Annotated in this window: 15 protein-coding genes, 1 pseudogene and 1 riboswitch; of the genes and pseudogenes, 12 read left to right on the top strand and 4 right to left on the bottom strand. The window is 39.7% G+C overall.

Translation table 11 applies throughout. The annotated features are described in order from the left end of the window. Both BCG07_RS01260 and rarD read left to right on the top strand, forming a co-directional pair. Positions 1-423: thioesterase family protein (locus tag BCG07_RS01260; protein ID WP_286888179.1), on the top strand; the 423-nt coding region annotated here is incomplete at its 5' end. A gap of 51 nt (positions 424-474) precedes the next feature. Beyond that, on the top strand, positions 475-1,395 hold the full coding sequence (gene rarD / locus BCG07_RS01255) for an EamA family transporter RarD (protein WP_010556565.1): 921 nt from the start codon (positions 475-477) through the stop codon (positions 1,393-1,395). A gap of 8 nt (positions 1,396-1,403) precedes the next feature. Here rarD and BCG07_RS01250 read toward each other — a convergent pair. Next, positions 1,404-2,640, bottom strand: a pseudogene (locus BCG07_RS01250) (diguanylate cyclase). Between the two features lie 85 nt (positions 2,641-2,725). After that, the gene (locus tag BCG07_RS01245) at positions 2,726-3,100 is read right to left on the bottom strand and encodes a MaoP family protein (RefSeq protein WP_243531633.1); all 375 of its coding nucleotides are present in this window, start codon (positions 3,098-3,100) and stop codon (positions 2,726-2,728) included. Positions 3,101-3,191: 91 nt separating this feature from the next. Here BCG07_RS01245 and BCG07_RS01240 point away from each other — a divergent pair, with 91 nt between their 5' ends. The 8 genes from BCG07_RS01240 (at position 3,192) to ung (ending at position 10,825) form a co-directional block, all read left to right on the top strand. Further along, the gene (locus tag BCG07_RS01240) at positions 3,192-4,046 is read left to right on the top strand and encodes a LysR family transcriptional regulator (protein ID WP_008128976.1); all 855 of its coding nucleotides are present in this window, start codon (positions 3,192-3,194) and stop codon (positions 4,044-4,046) included. Between the two features lie 185 nt (positions 4,047-4,231). Continuing rightward, on the top strand, positions 4,232-5,161 hold the full coding sequence (locus BCG07_RS01235; protein WP_243531631.1) for a porin: 930 nt from the start codon (positions 4,232-4,234) through the stop codon (positions 5,159-5,161). A 47-nt stretch (positions 5,162-5,208) separates the two neighbouring features. Beyond that, positions 5,209-5,347: riboswitch (cobalamin riboswitch) on the top strand. Positions 5,348-5,423: 76 nt separating this feature from the next. Next, on the top strand, positions 5,424-6,224 hold the full coding sequence (locus tag BCG07_RS01230) for an ABC transporter ATP-binding protein (protein WP_058429722.1): 801 nt from the start codon (positions 5,424-5,426) through the stop codon (positions 6,222-6,224). Between the two features lies 1 nt (position 6,225). Then, positions 6,226-7,230, top strand: coding sequence for a FecCD family ABC transporter permease (locus tag BCG07_RS01225; protein ID WP_271480998.1), 1,005 nt, complete (start codon positions 6,226-6,228; stop codon positions 7,228-7,230). 2 nt (positions 7,231-7,232) lie between these two features. Next, the gene (locus BCG07_RS01220) at positions 7,233-8,714 is read left to right on the top strand and encodes a cobyric acid synthase (protein ID WP_243531629.1); all 1,482 of its coding nucleotides are present in this window, start codon (positions 7,233-7,235) and stop codon (positions 8,712-8,714) included. Then, positions 8,707-9,306 carry a cob(I)yrinic acid a,c-diamide adenosyltransferase gene (cobO, locus tag BCG07_RS01215; protein ID WP_006793153.1) on the top strand — a complete coding sequence of 200 codons (600 nt, stop codon included), beginning with the start codon at positions 8,707-8,709 and terminating at the stop codon, positions 9,304-9,306. The genes BCG07_RS01220 and cobO overlap by 8 nt, the downstream gene beginning before the upstream one ends. Next, entirely contained in the window at positions 9,306-10,163 is an 858-nt protein-coding gene (locus tag BCG07_RS01210) for a cobalamin-binding protein (RefSeq protein WP_286888171.1), read from the top strand. The genes cobO and BCG07_RS01210 overlap by 1 nt, the downstream gene beginning before the upstream one ends. Next, positions 10,163-10,825, top strand: a complete 663-nt coding sequence (gene ung / locus BCG07_RS01205; RefSeq protein WP_286888169.1) for a uracil-DNA glycosylase — start codon at positions 10,163-10,165, stop codon at positions 10,823-10,825. The genes BCG07_RS01210 and ung overlap by 1 nt, the downstream gene beginning before the upstream one ends. A 68-nt stretch (positions 10,826-10,893) precedes the next feature. Here the strand turns inward: ung and BCG07_RS01200 are convergent, their stop codons facing one another. Together BCG07_RS01200 and tal are read right to left on the bottom strand one after the other, a co-directional pair. Then, complete coding sequence (locus tag BCG07_RS01200; RefSeq protein WP_006793150.1) at positions 10,894-11,082, bottom strand: DUF3545 family protein; 189 nt, start codon at positions 11,080-11,082, stop codon at positions 10,894-10,896. 301 nt (positions 11,083-11,383) lie between these two features. Further along, complete coding sequence (gene tal / locus BCG07_RS01195) at positions 11,384-12,334, bottom strand: transaldolase (RefSeq protein ID WP_006793149.1); 951 nt, start codon at positions 12,332-12,334, stop codon at positions 11,384-11,386. Between the two features lie 221 nt (positions 12,335-12,555). Between tal and yaaA the strand changes: the two genes are divergently transcribed. Together yaaA and BCG07_RS01185 are read left to right on the top strand one after the other, a co-directional pair. After that, a complete protein-coding gene (yaaA, locus tag BCG07_RS01190; RefSeq protein WP_006793148.1) occupies positions 12,556-13,335 on the top strand; it encodes a peroxide stress protein YaaA in 780 nt (259 codons plus the stop codon). Positions 13,336-13,460: 125 nt separating this feature from the next. Continuing rightward, a complete protein-coding gene (locus tag BCG07_RS01185; protein ID WP_286888166.1) occupies positions 13,461-14,417 on the top strand; it encodes a mechanosensitive ion channel family protein in 957 nt (318 codons plus the stop codon). The last annotated feature ends 171 nt before the right edge of the window (positions 14,418-14,588 follow it).

Here is a 14,588-nt window from a genome sequence, read left to right as displayed (position 1 = left end):
GCGCTATTCGTAAATGGTATGCCGTTTAATCAATTTTTAAATATATCGGTAGAATCACTTAGCCCAGAACAAGCTAAAATTACATTCCCGTGGCAGGATGTTTTTATAGGTAACCCAGCCCAAAAAATTCTTCATGGTGGGATTATTTCAGCGGTGCTCGATAACGTCGGTGGTATGCTCGCAGCGGCGAGTGTGATAGATAAGCTGACCGATTTAGATATGAACAGTGTACAAAAAAAATTAGCAACACTGGGCACTATTGATTTACGCACCGATTATTTGCGCCCAGGAAAAGGGGATGTGTTTACCGCCAGTGCCACGCTTATTCGTTCGGGTAATAAAGTGTGCGTGTGCCGAATGGAATTACATAATGAGCAATCTGTACAAATCGCTTTTGGCACGGGCACGTATTTAGTTGGATAAAACCTATTTGGCGAGTAAACTGGCGACCTTTTAAATCACTAAGTGTTTACTATGCCAATTGTTACCGAGCAGCGTAAAGGCGCAATATTTGCCTGTCTTGCTTTTGTTATGTGGGGTCTTGCTCCCATTTACTTCAAGTTAATACAACATGTGACTGCATTTGAAATATTAATGCATCGTGTTGTGTGGTCAGTCGTATTTTTAATTTTAGTGGTGAGTGTTCTAAAGTACTGGCGTAAAATTAAGCACATTATAATACAGCCCAAACTGATGCTAATGCTGGTTGTCACCTCGGGGCTACTTGGTTTTAACTGGGGATTATTTATATGGGCGATTAACAATAACCATATGCTCGATGCAAGTTTAGGCTATTACATAAATCCTCTGTTAAATGTTTTATTAGGCATGCTTTTTTTAGGTGAACGCCTCCGAAAATTTCAAGGTGTGGCTGTTGGGCTTGCGTTCTCGGGTGTGATATTACAGTTGGTGAGTTTTGGCTCGTTCCCTGTTGTTGCTTTTTCACTCGCGATATCGTTTGCACTTTATGGCCTGTTACGAAAAAAGCTTCCTGTTGAGGCGTTGCCGGGCATTTTGCTCGAGGCGTTAATATTACTACCAGTGGCGTTGGTTTATTGGTGGATGATGGCACCTTCTGCTACTTCAAGCCTGCCAAATAACGATTGGCTTACTAATTTACTTCTTATTAGTGCTGGTATTGTTACCACATTGCCGCTGCTTTGCTTTACAGGTGCCGCTAAGCGCTTGCAATATACAACCCTAGGCTTTTTTCAATATATAGGGCCTAGTTTAATGTTTATACTTGCTGTGGTGTTTTACGATGAGGTATTTGATACAGAAAGGCTTATTACCTTTGCATGTATTTGGAGTGCTCTGGCTATCTTTAGTTGGGATTCTTATCATCAATCACGTAAGCGTAAAAAAGCGGCCATTACAGCCGCCGAAGTTGCTTAACTATTTATTTAGCTAGTTACTTGGTTGCGACCAGCTTCTTTAGCCTCATAAAGTTTTTGGTCGGCCTGTTTTAATAATGTATCCATTTGATAAACGGGCCCGCCAGAAAAGCCTATTGAAATGGTCAGTTTTATTTTTTCTTTACTAAACTCTTGGCTGTTATTTTCTACAAAATACCTAAACCCTTCCAGTCTCTTCAGTGCTTCTGGGGTGTTTTCATCAGCAAAGTAAACGGCAAATTCTTCGCCACCTAAACGCGCGACTAAATATTTTTCAAAGTATTTTTTAAAGCAAATAGCCAGCCCTTTTAAAACCTGATCGCCTGCATCATGGCCATATGTGTCGTTAATAGATTTAAAGTGGTCTATATCAATCATAGCCAGTGAGCCGTTTGCCTTTTTAAGGCTGAGCGCTTTTAAAGACGTATTTGCTTGCTCAAAAAAGTAACGACGATTAGGTAGGTCAGTAAGGTAATCCGTATTCGCTTGGCGCTTAATTGTGGCTATTTGTTGAAGCATGTCGACGTTTTGGCTTAGCCTGCAATATAACTCTTCGTTATTAAAGGGTTTATGGAGGTAGTCATTTGCGCCATTTTTTAAAAAATAAAGTAGATAGCTCCGACGAGTCAGCGCCTGAAATACCAATAATTGCTTTTTCGTCGTTATTGTATAATCTGCGAATTTCACTGCATAACTCATCGCCATTCATGTTGGGCATCTCGTTGTCAGTGATGATCACTGAAATGTCGGGTGACTTTGCCAACATTTCAAGTGCTTGCTTGCCATCCTCAGCTTCAGATACTTGATATTTATGACGTAACAATAAGCTCACAATATAGTGGCGGGTAGATATAGAATCATCAACAACTAATACTTTTACACTTTCGTTGCGAGGCAAACGCTTAAGTTGTTTTTCAAGGTATTGATAGGCTTGTTTATTTTCTTTTATTATGTAATCAATTATTGGGAATTTTTCAACAGTATCACGTGTTTTTTTATCAATGCTACCCGTCATGACAATGGTAGGGATTTCTGCGTTAATTGTGCACGGTACTGCCTCACCATTAGGCGCATCAGGCAAAATAAAATCTACAACAGCGCAAAAGTAATTATTTTGACTAATTAGTATTTTTGTTTGTGCTAACGTTTCTGCTACATCTACTTCGTAGCCTACTTTTAGCGCTATATGTTTCTGCACAAGCGCTATAGCAGGTGTATCTTCAACTATTAATATTTTTCGCTTCACGGAACACCCAGTTTATATTATGCAAAAAAATTGCTTAATACACTTTGTAACCGTAAAAGCGCCAAAAAGCAAATAGCTGAGTGTGTTATAGGGTATCTGATTCTGAAAAACTTTCATGATTTATTGGCGCAGGGCTCGATATTTTTGAGCGGCCAAATAAGGTATGAAACTTCGTTTTACAAGTAGTGAGCTTTAGGTATTTCAGCCATGCGCGTTCAATCGGATTAGTGGGTTCTTGTGAGCCAGTTACTACGGCTACAAAATTTTCTTGGTGCTCATTTTGTGGTTCAATCGTCTTACTATATAAACCTTTTAAAACAATGCCATGTTGTTCTAGTATACTGGCTTCTAATAAGGTGAAATTTCCGCTGCGGCTAAAACCACGTGGAAAATTTTGATCATCATAAAATTGACGTTGGCTAACAAATGCTTGGCGTAGTAGTGAAATGTTAATGCTCATAGCTATATCCTCATACCCTATTAATTAGTTGGAGTATGATGCAAGTTTGGCAATTTTTTAAACAAGTTATTTTTATCGTGAGGATAAAAAAGTGGATATCGATTTATTAAAAACATTTGTTGAAGTAGTGCGCACGCGTCATTTCGGTAAAGCCGCAGAGAACCTCTATATAACGCAGTCGGCGGTCAGTTTTCGTATTCGTCAATTAGAGCAAGGGCTTGGTGTTAATTTATTTATTCGCCAGCGTAATAATATTCAATTAACAGCGCCTGGTGAACGGTTGTTGCCTCATGCGCAAATGATCATAACTGGTATGCAGCGCGCCAAAGTAGATGTAGCCCTTGCTGATAATATGCATAAACAAATTAGCTTGGCAGGGACGCCTAATATTTGGGATGCCTTTTTGCAGTTTGGTATTACTAATATTGTGTCGGCTATGCCGGGAGTCTCTTTGGTTGCTGAAGTTAAAGCCCAGCAAGAAAGCACGCGATTATTGCTTGAGCGCACGCTTGATTTAGCCATTTTATTTGATCCACCAAAAGTAGATGAGTTAGTTGTTGAGCGTATTTGTGAACTGCCTATTATTCCTGTAAGTGGGTATGACACTGCAACAAACGAAAACTTTTTTGATAATCAGTACGTGTATGTTGACTGGGGAACGACATTTTCACTTTGGCATGCACGCCAGTTTACCGGTAAAACGCCTCCTTACTTTAGAACAAGTACCGGACGAATTGCGTTAGATTTAATACTACAATGTGGTGGTAGCGCATTTATTCCACATGTTTTGGTTGAGCAACATTTAGAAAATGGTGAATTATTTCATGTAAAAAATGTAGAAAATACGTCAAGAGATATATTTGTAGCCTACCATAGAGATAACGAACAAAAGGAACTAATAGAAACACTCATAAATTTACTACCTACTATTAAGGCACATGCTTAGTAATTGGATTTTAAGTGGGGACATATTTGTATGATTGATGTTCATGTCCTTTTGATTTCATAAATAATGCAGTTTTATTAACTTTAAAAGTCAAAAATATTTCATTTGTAATATTTCTGTCATTTAGTGGTGACAAACTGCAGTCGTTTTAAAAATTAGTCTTTTGTGATTATCGAGGAAATAACATGAAATTTGTAAAATCGAGCTTATGTGTCGCTTTGCTAAGTGGTTTATCTTTTAATGTACTTGCTGACGTTGATGTTTACGGTAAAGCAAATGTGACTGTTCAGTCTACAGATGACGGCGAAGGGTCGTTCACTGAAATTAAAAGTAATGCATCTCGTTTTGGCCTTAAAGGTTCAGAAAAAATTACCGATGGCTTAGAAGCAGTTTATAAGTTTGAGTTTCAAGTTGATGTAACTGATGCAGACTCAAAAGGCGACGACGATAATATTTCTGCGCGTAACCAATATGTTGGTGTTAAAGGCTCGTTTGGTCAGGTAGTAGTGGGTCGTAACGACACGGCGTTTAAACAAGCGCAAGGTAAACTCGATTTATTTAATGACCTTGAAGGCGATATTAAAAACGTTTTCAAAGGTGAAAACCGTTTAGGTGATTCAATCACGTATACTTCTAACTCATACGAAGGCTTTAAAGTACTTGCTACTTTTATTGCTGAAGACGATGTAGATGCAGATAACGGTTATTCAATGGCTGTAACATACGGTGATTCAGCACTTAAAAAGAGCGCGGTATATGCCTCAATTGCAGCTGACAGCGAAGTAAATGGTTACGATGTAGTACGTGCGTCAATCCAAGGTAAAGTTGAAGACTTTAAACTCGGTGCTATGTACCAAACTCAAGAAAAAGTAGACGGTTCAGCTGAAGGTGACGGTTACTTATTAAATGCAGCATACAACATGGGTAAAAACACGTTTAAAGTTCAGTACCAAGCAATGGACTTTGACGATAGTGATGATAAAACAGCTATTTCAGTGGGTGTTGATCACAAGCTTAACAAAAACATTAAAGTATTTGGCTTTTACTCAAGCTTTGATATGGACAACAACGTAGACCAAGATTACTTAGGTTTAGGTATGGAATATAAGTTTTAACGACGAGTTAAAACACTCCCTTTTTAACCGCGCTGTAATTAGCGCGGTTTTTTTTGCTTTAAATTATTTACTTACCCGCCCATAATAGAGCTTCATTTGGAATGAGGTGCAATTCCTCAACTGTTCCCGCAACTGTAATTAGCGCTATGCTTTAAGTCAGATACAAATCAATTTTTAATGAGCGGGCCTACTCATGCTAATTTTAATGTACTCCTTTTTGGTGGTTGCATTACAAGTGGGTACTCGTGTCTAGGACAGAGTATTGCAAACTAAAGCACCAATATTAAACGTTCAAAATCTCTCGTGGGGAATAGCAAATAAACCTATTCTCAAACACATTAATGTGCAAATACCCGAAGGTAAATTTGTGGGCTTAATTGGCCCTAATGGCGCAGGTAAGTCGAGTTTACTGCGTTGTTTATATCGTTTTAATAAGCCTAATGAAGGGGTTATAGAGTTTAATAACCATGATATTTGGCAGCTTAAAAGTGATGAATATGCAAAGTGCGTTGCTGTTGTTTTACAAGAGGCGCCATCGCATTTTAATTTGTCGTTATTTGATGTTGTGGCTCTTGGCCTAACGCCTCATAAATCGTTATTTAGTTCAACATCGCAAAGCGAAAAACAACAAATCACTCTAGCTATAAAAACGGTAGGGCTTGAGCTGCACACAAATCAAAATTTTGAATCGCTCTCTGGGGGCGAAAAGCAGCGGGCACTCATTGCACGTGCTATTGTTCAGCAACCTCAGCTGTTAATTATGGATGAGCCCACTAGCCACCTTGATGTTAAATATCAAATACAGGTAATGGAGCTGGCAAAGTCTCTTGGTGTTACAGTATTTGCTTCGTTTCATGATCTTAATTTGGCTAGCGCTATGTGTGATGAGCTTGTCGTCATTAAAAATGGAGAAATAACGCATACCGGCTCTCCTGCAGAGGTACTGACTGAGCACATGCTTGATGATGTATTTGGTGTATGCGCTCAGGTTAGTAACCATCCTCAAGAATCTCAATTGGGTAAAGTTACGCCTCATATTACCTACTTTTATGGTTACAAATAATATGTTAGCAATGCATGTACGCCATTCAGTTGCACTGATTATTTGCATTACTATTGCCTTAGTAAGTTTATTTTTAGCATTGAGCTTTGGTGCTGCAGATACCTCAATACAGGATGTATTTAACAGTTTTATTTATTTAAATGATGCTTCATTCACCAGCCGTATTATTTTTGAATTAAGAATGCCCCGTACATTATTGGCGTTTTTAGCCGGTGCCGGGTTAGCTATCGCTGGGCTAATTTTACAAACCGTGACACGTAACCCACTAGCCGATCCTTACTTATTCGGTATATCGTCAGGTGCTTCGTTTGGTGTAGTTGTACTTATGGCATTTGTGGGAACTAGCGCGGGTTTTATGCTTTCGGCCGCAGCCTTGCTTGGTAGCTTATTAGCAATGAGCTTACTTATATTAATTGCCACAAGGCAGCAGGGCGGGCAAGTTGAGTCTATGTTACTTGCTGGTGTTGCACTCTCGTTTTTATTTAGTGCATTTACGAGTTTGTTGCTTTATTGGAGCGAGCCGCAAGCCGTTGCAGCTATTTTATTTTGGACCTTAGGAAGTTTTGCACGTGCGCAGTGGGCAACGCTTTGGATACCCTTTTTAGTGATTACACTGTGCACCTGCGTAATGATTAGTTTTAGGCGCCAGCTTAATGCCATGTTATTAGGTGACGAAAGTGCCATAACCCTTGGTGTTAAAGTGCATCGATTTAGGTTGCTGATGCTAATTTTAAGCTCATTAATAACCGCTGTGCTGGTGGCAATGTGTGGCGGTATTGGTTTTGTTGGATTAATGGTGCCACATATTGTGCGCTTTTTTATTTCACAAGGCACCGTAGCAGGGCTATTAATAACAAGCTTAGCAGGAGGCACATTTATGGTGTGGGTCGATGTACTGTCTCGTTCTTTACTTCAAAATCAAGAGTTGCCAGTAGGGGTGATCACGGCCGCTATGGGGAGTGCGTTTTTCTTAAGTTTACTCTTTTTTAGAAAGTCTAAGGTGTAGCCATGAAAACACTCATGATACAGGGCACTACCTCGGATGCGGGAAAAAGCACCTTAGTGGCTGCACTTTGCCGAGTATTTGCAAATCAAGGCATAAAAGTCGCACCGTTTAAGCCACAAAATATGGCACTTAATAGCGCAGTGACAAACGACGGTGGCGAAATTGGTCGTGCGCAAGCCTTGCAAGCTATTGCTGCTAAGGTAGAGCCCGAAACCGACTTTAACCCGATATTACTTAAACCCAATAGCGATACAGGCGCCCAAGTTATTATTCATGGTAAAGCGATTAGCAACATGGAAGCCGGCAAGTACCACGATTATAAAAAAGTCGCCATGGACGCTGTCATTACATCACACGAGCGTTTAGCAAAACGGTTTGATCTTTTATTGGTGGAAGGTGCGGGAAGCCCCGCTGAAATAAACCTGCGTGAAAACGACATAGCTAACATGGGCTACGCTGAAAAAGTAGACTGCCCAGTGATTATTATTGCTGATATAGATAAAGGCGGTGTATTTGCTCATTTAGTGGGGACATTGGCATTACTTAGCGGATCTGAGCAAGCACGTGTAAAGGGTTTTGTAATTAACCGTTTTAGAGGTGATATAAGTTTGCTTCAAGGAGGGCTTGACTGGTTAGAGCAATACACGGGTAAGCCTGTTTTAGGAGTACTGCCATACCTTCACGATTTAACTCTCGACGCGGAAGATGCTGTTGCAATAAACAATAACGTTACCCATGCAACTATCAATATTGCAATATTATTAGTGCCGCATATTAGTAATCATACCGATTTTGACGCACTGCGTTTACACCCAAATATTAATGTTAACTATATACGCCATACGCAGGTCATTCCTGATGTTGATCTTATTATATTGCCTGGTAGTAAAAACGTACTTGGCGATTTAAATTTTTTGATAAACGAAGGGTGGGATAATCAGATAAAACGCCACTTACGCTATGGTGGAAAAGTACTTGGAATTTGTGGGGGAATGCAAATGCTGGGTAATATAATTTACGACCCCGAGGGTGTTGAGTCGTCATTAAAAAGTGTGAGTGGGTTAGCCTTATGTGATTTTGAAACCACACTCACATCGCAAAAAGTATTAAGTAAAGTGACGGCCACTTTAAAGCTAAATAATCGACAAACTTTATGTAGTGGTTATGAAATCCATGCGGGAGTAAGTAAAGGCAATGCATTAAAGACCCCTTTAATTACCTTTAGTCAGCATCCAAATGGGTTTAAAACAGATGGTTTTATAAGTGACGATAACGCAATTGCGGGCACTTATTTACACGGTTTATTTGATGAGCCCAACGCCACGATGGAAATTTTAAAATGGGTAAAGCCAGATTTAAATATTGATCCAATAAGTATTGATACACACCGCGAACAGCAGTTAGCGCGTTTAGCAACCATGTGCGAAACACATTTAGATATAGCGCAAGTTACCTCGATTTATAAAGGGCATAATAATGACTGAACAAACAAACGACAAACACAAACAGCGCCAGCAAAAAGTAAAAGAACACGTAGATGCCCGTGTTGAAGCCGCGCAAGAGGTTAAAGGTATTTTTCAGGTTATTACTGGCAATGGTAAAGGTAAATCGACTTCTGGTTTTGGCGTGGTAGCACGCTGTGTTGGCCACGGTCAAAAAGCCGCTGTGTGTCAATTCATAAAAGGGACATGGGAGTGTGGTGAGCGTAATTTATTACAAGGCGCAGGGGTTGAATTTGCTGTAATGAATACTGGCTTTACGTGGGATACACAAAATAAAGAAGCCGATACCTTAGCAGCACAAGCAACATGGCAAGAGGCAAAGCGCATGCTTGCTGACAGCAGTATTAACTTAGTGTTACTTGATGAGCTAACCTATATGGTGACTTATGGTTATATCGACTTAGACGAAGTACTAAGCGCACTTAATAATCGCCCTGCTATGCAGTCGGTCATTATCACAGGACGCGCAGCGCACAGAGCATTGACTGACCTTGCCGATACAGTGAGCGAAGTACGTAATGTAAAACACGCATTCGACTCAGGTGTAAAAGCGTTAGAAGGGTTTGACTACTAGTGTTTAAATTGCTTTTTATAGGTTTCATGCTGCTTAGTTTACACGGCAATGCTGTGGCGAACTCAGCGCCTGAGATTAAAAAACTACGTATAGTTGCGCTTGCCCCACACATAGTCGAAAACCTATTTGCCATTGGTGCAGGTGACAATATTGTGGGCACCGTTGACTATGCCGATTACCCATATGAAGCAAAAAATATAGCTCGCATTGGCGGGTACTATGGTATTTCTCTTGAGAAATTATTAGCCTTAAAACCTGATTTAGTGATTGCTTGGAAAAGCGGAAATCAGCAGGAAGATATCGCACAAATAGAGCGCTTGGGTATTAAAGTTCATTTAAGTAACCCTACAACCATAGAAGGCGTGCAAACTGAGCTACTAACACTTGGCAAACTAACAGGGTACGAAAAGCAAAGCCAACAGGTTGCTAAAGCTTTTAAGCAAAAGTTAACCGCTATTATTAAAAACCAGCAAGGGAAGCAGCCTATATCTGGTTTTTATCAGTTATGGGCTGAGCCTATGATGACCACCAGTGAAAGTACATGGATTGGCCAACTAGTAAATATCTGTCACGTAAATAATGTGTTTGCTAATAGCACGACCCCGTATCCACAAATCAGCATTGAAAATGTCATTGTTACTAAGCCTCAAATTATTATTATTCCTGACGAAAAATCTAACACCCCGCAGCCTAATGTTAATTGGCAGGCATGGCCAGAAGTGCCAGCGGTTACAAATAACCAGTTTATTCGCGTTAATGCCGATTTACTTCACCGTTTTACACCGCGTATGTTAGATGGGCTTGCTGATATGTGTGATAAAATAGACGCGTCACGAAAAATAATAAAGAGTATGTAATGAGCGACTGGGATACATTTTTACAAAACGAGCTACAGCACCCTTATATGCAGCAAACTTTAAATGCAGTTGAAAACCGCCGAGCGGAAGGTATTGCTGTTTACCCTCCCGAGTCGAACGTATTTAATGCATTTAATGCCACGCCGCTAAACAATATTAGGGTGGTAATTTTAGGGCAAGACCCTTACCACGGCGAAGGGCAAGCTCATGGGCTGTGCTTTTCTGTTATGCCCGAGGTAAAAAAACTCCCACCCTCGCTTAAAAATATGTACAAAGAGCTAGCTACAGATATTGAGGGCTTTGTTATTCCTGAGCATGGTTACTTACAAAGCTGGGCAGAACAAGGCGTCTTCTTACTAAATACTGTTTTAACAGTAGAGCAAGGGCAAGCCCATTCCCATAAACATTTAGGTTGGGAGCAATTTACCGATAATGTTATTGCTCACATCAACGCGAACTGTGATGGAGTTGTGTTTATTTTGTGGGGAGCGCATGCGCAAAAAAAAGGGAAAGGCATAGATAGCACTCGCCACTCTATTTTGATTGGGCCGCATCCGTCGCCGCTGTCGGCTCACCGAGGCTTTTTTGGTTGTAAGCACTTTTCGAAAACTAACGAACTGCTGTTAGCACAAGGTAAAAAACCTATAAATTGGCAGGTTTAGCTTAATAAGCTTAGCATTAAAAAAGCCCTCATAAATGAGGGCTTATGTGTAATTGGTGGGTATAGAAATTAAAAATCTAGCTCATCAATTGCAATTGTGTCTGCAAAGTAATCAAATTCCTCTAATTCTTTACGTAGACGTTGTTTATCTTTTATTGCTTCTATTTCGCGCCATTTTCTTTTTTTGTTCTTCTGAGAGGTTTTTCTTTTTTCATCAGGACCTTCTAGTATCTCTAATATATCGTTTAGGCTATCCATGAACTTCTCCTATTGATTTTATTGACCTCAAGAGTACCTATACCACAGGCCCAGCTAAAATAGAATAAAAAAGTGACAGAGATGTTACAAAGTTGTGATGTTTAAATGAAGGTTTATACAAGTAAAGTATTGCTTTTAAATAAAAAAACACGTTGTATAAAATTTACAAACAAATTTAAGTCGATGAGAGTTATTTGGTTTAAAGCTAAAATGTATGAAGGAGAGCGGGTTATTAGTCCGCACTTTACAGGCATAAAAAAACGCCGCAATTGCGGCGTTTTTTAAAGTACGTTCAAACCAATTACATTGCTTTAAAACGTGCTTCTAGCTGTTCTTGTGCATCAGCAAAAGAGCGAATACCTTCAGCTAGCTTTTCAGTTGCCATTGCATCTTGGTTATGTAACCAACGGAACTGAGCTTCTGTAAGCGGCTCAGGTTTCGGCTCTTTAGGAATATCACTTTCTAGTAAATATTCTTGTGCGCCTTCAAGGTTACCTAAGTCTTCTAAAAGGTTAGGGCTAATAGTTAGCTTGTCACAACCTGTTAGGGCAATAATTTCGCCCGTATTACGGAAACTTGCGCCCATCACTACTGTTTTGTAGTCATGACGTTTGTAAAATTCAAAAATGCTGCGTACTGATTGAACACCTGGATCTTGTAGTGGATCCGTTGGTTTTTCCATGCCGTTAGCAACGTGCCAATCTAAAATACGACCAACAAATGGCGAGATTAGAAATACATTTGCATCAGCACATGCACGGGCTTGGGCGTCGCTAAATAATAAAGTAAGGTTACATTTAGTCCCTTCTTTTTCTAACTGCTCAGCGGCTTTAATACCTTCCCACGTAGACGCAACTTTAATTAAAATTTTGTCTTTGCTTACACCTTCTTTTTCGTAAAGGCTAAGTAATGTGTGTGCTTTATCAATAGTTGCTTGAGTATCAAACGATAAACGTGCATCTACTTCTGTAGAAATATAACCCGGTACAATCTCACTAATTTCTTTACCAAGTAAAACAGCAAAGTAGTCACATGCAAGTTCTAGTTGTTTAGCTGGATCTTGCTCGGTTTCTTTTGCATAGCTCCAAGCTTTATCTAGGTAAGGCTTATAAGCTTCAATCTCGCTCGCTTTTAATAAAAGCGACGGGTTTGTGGTTGCATCTTCTGGTTGATGCTTTTTGATCGCTTCAATATCACCAGTGTCGGCTACGATAGATGAATGTTGTTTTAGCCTTTGTAGAGCTGAAGTCATTTGCTTTCCTCATTCCAAGCAAGTTAAAAGAAAAATCGACCCTTAATATATACCATCCATACTGCAACAGTGTGACAATGCTTGATAGGTCTTATGTCCTTATCAATTAAAAAACGGCAATGTATGAATTTTTAAGGGAGGATTTATATAAACAAAACGTGCTTTTCGTTTCATTTAATGTTGAAATTGACATTAAATAATTTACAAGTCAATAGCTAACTATGATCACTGTTATTTCACCTGCAAAAAATCTTGATTACGACACGCCACCGGCAACCGATAAGTTCACTCAGCCTGAATTACTCGAGCACAGCGAGGAACTCATGAAAGTATGCCGTGAACTAACACCTGCGCAAATTGGCAGTTTAATGAAAATTAGCGATAAGCTTTCTGGCCTTAACGCTGCTCGCTTTAGCGAATGGTCGCAACCCTTTACCATTAATAATGCCAAACAAGCCGCGCTTGCTTTTAATGGTGATGTATACGGTGGGTTAGAGGCGAGCACTTTAACTGCAAGCGACCTTGATTACGCGCAAAGTCATTTGCGTATATTATCTGGATTATATGGCCTGTTAAAACCGCTTGATTTAATGCAAGCGTACCGACTAGAAATGGGCACTAAGCTTGAAAACTCTCGTGGTAAAAACCTGTATGAGTTTTGGGGCAGTATTATTGCTGATAAGCTAAATGAAGTAACAAAAGCACAAGATGCACAATATCTCGTTAACCTAGCTTCAAACGAATACTTCAAAGCGGTAGATAAAAAAGCGCTCAACGCGCAAATTATTACGCCGCACTTTAAAGACTGCAAAAATGGTCAATATAAGGTAATTAGCTTTTATGCTAAAAAAGCGCGCGGCATGATGGCGCGTTACATTATAGAAAACCAAGTAACGCAACTAAGTCAGCTAAAAGAGTTTACCGTTGCGGGGTATTACTTTAGCGCTGAGGCAACAACGAAAGAGTTAGAGCCGGTATTTATGCGCGACGAGCAAAACTAACGCGTTTAATTAAAGCTAAACACATACCCAAAAAGCCATGCATTGCATGGCTTTTTATATGCTGGCGCTAAACTTGCAAACATGAGTTAAGTATTCACATTATTATTTACTCATAGGTGCAAAAAATGATCAGCATACCCTCGATAACAGAAGCCGAAAAACTTATCGAAGAAAAACTCGGCGGTTGGTTTGATGTTGTTATAAGTCACATCCCTAATTTTATAGTGGCGGTTATTATTGCCATTATATTTTCAATGCTAGCGCGCTTTGCTGGCAACCTAATGAAAAATATATTGCGCCGTTCACTCGACTCTCAACAAATAGCCGATTTAATGGCGTCAATATTTAAGGTTATTGTACTGTGCGTTGGGGTATTTATAGCGCTGGATTTTGTGGGTTTAAAAGGCACGGTTACCTCTTTATTAGCCGGTGCGGGCATTGTTGGTTTAGCCATAGGTTTTGCGTTTCAAGATATGACCGAAAACTTGATTGCGGGCATAGCAATGGGTATACGCAAGCCCTTTAAAGCAGGAGACGTAATCGAAACCGACGACGTGTTTGGTTCAGTGCACTCAATAAACCTGCGTAACACGCTAATAGAGAGCTTTTACGGGCAGTTAATTTTAGTACCAAACAAGGTATTATTTAGAAATGTGTTAAAAAATTACACCACACTTGGAGTTAGACGCATAGAAGTACCGGTAGGCATTTCGTATGGTGACGACATTGAAAAAGCGAAAGAAGTTATTGTAGATAAGATTAACAATTTGGACTTTGTCATTCGTAAAAACGAAACCGATGTTTATGCTGAAGGCTTTGGCGACAGTAGCATTAATTTATTGGTGTGGTTTTGGATTAAATACCCAGGTGAACCAGACTTTATGACAGTGCGCCATAAAGGTGTAGTTGCCGTTAAACAAGCGTTGGATGAAGCTGATATTAGTATTCCATTCCCTATTCGCACGCTCTATTTTGGTATTAAAGGCGGTGAAAAGCTCGATGCCATGATCAGCGATAAAATAAGTCAGCAATCATCAAATAAAGGCAACGCTGGTGGAGCTGATTCAGGCCAAAACGAATAAATGAGCCATTAATACCAGTGGGAATTATTTACTCACTCGCAACGCAATTTTACATTTAAATACGCGTTGTGGGCTTAAATAAAAATGACTTATGAGTCACAACGACTAAATGCAGCTTTATAAAGCTGCATTTTTTTATGGCTATTTAAGTGTTTGAGAAGGTGAGAGCAA

This window comes from Pseudoalteromonas sp. ESRF-bin5 (assembly GCF_002632075.1).
Classification (GTDB): domain Bacteria; phylum Pseudomonadota; class Gammaproteobacteria; order Enterobacterales; family Alteromonadaceae; genus Pseudoalteromonas; species Pseudoalteromonas marina.
Note: the sequence above shows the minus strand (reverse complement) of the source record. Positions and strands in the feature narration are given on the sequence as shown.

Coding starts and splice junctions, on each gene's coding strand:
- BCG07_RS01185 (WP_286888166.1), top strand. CDS start 13,461: ATGATCAGCATACCCTCGATAACAGAAGCCGAAAAACTTATCGAAGAA.
- BCG07_RS01245 (WP_243531633.1), bottom strand. CDS start 3,100: ATGAGCATTAACATTTCACTACTACGCCAAGCATTTGTTAGCCAACGT.
- BCG07_RS01220 (WP_243531629.1), top strand. CDS start 7,233: ATGAAAACACTCATGATACAGGGCACTACCTCGGATGCGGGAAAAAGC.
- BCG07_RS01200 (WP_006793150.1), bottom strand. CDS start 11,082: ATGGATAGCCTAAACGATATATTAGAGATACTAGAAGGTCCTGATGAA.
- rarD (WP_010556565.1), top strand. CDS start 475: ATGCCAATTGTTACCGAGCAGCGTAAAGGCGCAATATTTGCCTGTCTT.
- tal (WP_006793149.1), bottom strand. CDS start 12,334: ATGACTTCAGCTCTACAAAGGCTAAAACAACATTCATCTATCGTAGCC.
- BCG07_RS01235 (WP_243531631.1), top strand. CDS start 4,232: ATGAAATTTGTAAAATCGAGCTTATGTGTCGCTTTGCTAAGTGGTTTA.
- yaaA (WP_006793148.1), top strand. CDS start 12,556: ATGATCACTGTTATTTCACCTGCAAAAAATCTTGATTACGACACGCCA.
- BCG07_RS01225 (WP_271480998.1), top strand. CDS start 6,226: ATGTTAGCAATGCATGTACGCCATTCAGTTGCACTGATTATTTGCATT.
- cobO (WP_006793153.1), top strand. CDS start 8,707: ATGACTGAACAAACAAACGACAAACACAAACAGCGCCAGCAAAAAGTA.
- ung (WP_286888169.1), top strand. CDS start 10,163: ATGAGCGACTGGGATACATTTTTACAAAACGAGCTACAGCACCCTTAT.